Origin of the sequence: Bacillus sp. AF62 (assembly GCF_050312695.1) — a bacterium.
Classification (GTDB): domain Bacteria; phylum Bacillota; class Bacilli; order Bacillales; family Bacillaceae_G; genus Bacillus_A; species Bacillus_A cereus.
In genome coordinates, this window is the sequence record NZ_JBNPJZ010000228.1 from 1 (window position 1) to 667 (window position 667).

Genomic DNA, 667 nt, shown 5'->3' on the forward strand with positions numbered 1-667 from the left:
AGAACAGTCCGCTTTACTTGCTAATGTCTCAGCCGAAATTTTGCATATACCATTTCCTGAAAGTAAGTAAATAATATAATCCATCACATCTTTTCGTTTAGATCGAGAAGGAAATAAACTTTCAAAACTTTGATTCGTATCGTTAATATGGTTTCTAATATCATCAATGATTTCATTTTTCTTTTGAGAACTTAATCGATTTTGTTGCATATATTTTTGAACATCTGCATTATAGGCAGTTAGTTTTTTCATAAGGGCTCGTCTCCTTTAAAAGTAAAAAAGCAACAGTATGCCACAAGATGTAAGCAAACTGTTGCTAGGAGACCCTTATGTACGGTAAAATGGGGTACATAAAGAGTTACAGCAAGTGTTTGCCTATCTAGGTTAGGCGGACGGTTAATAAAGTGTCTCACCACTTTATTAACACGCTGTGCTCTTTTAGTTTTTGTTAGTTTTATTTTGAGTTTTTGAGGTAACAAATTGGTCACAAATAACCGGAAAAGTGTTGCTATTTATAAATTTGGATATAGTGCAAAATTGCGTAATATAGCTGTTTTATGCGCTTTTAAGAGAATAAGGTTTTGTAATTTATTTATGACGGGATTAAAACCAGATATTCTTGAACCGATGGTAGATTTAATTAAAGAAGTTGAGCCTGGATATAGCG

1 protein-coding gene and 1 pseudogene are annotated in these 667 nt (G+C 32.8%); one reads left to right on the forward strand and one right to left on the reverse strand.

The genetic code is table 11. The features are described from left to right. Positions 1 to 252, reverse strand: a pseudogene (locus ACQRBL_RS32470) (cytosolic protein); the annotation flags it as partial. Between the two features lie 228 nt (positions 253 to 480). Here ACQRBL_RS32470 and ACQRBL_RS32475 point away from each other — a divergent pair. Then, positions 481 to 667: hypothetical protein (locus tag ACQRBL_RS32475; RefSeq protein WP_427736432.1), on the forward strand; the 187-nt coding region annotated here is incomplete at its 3' end.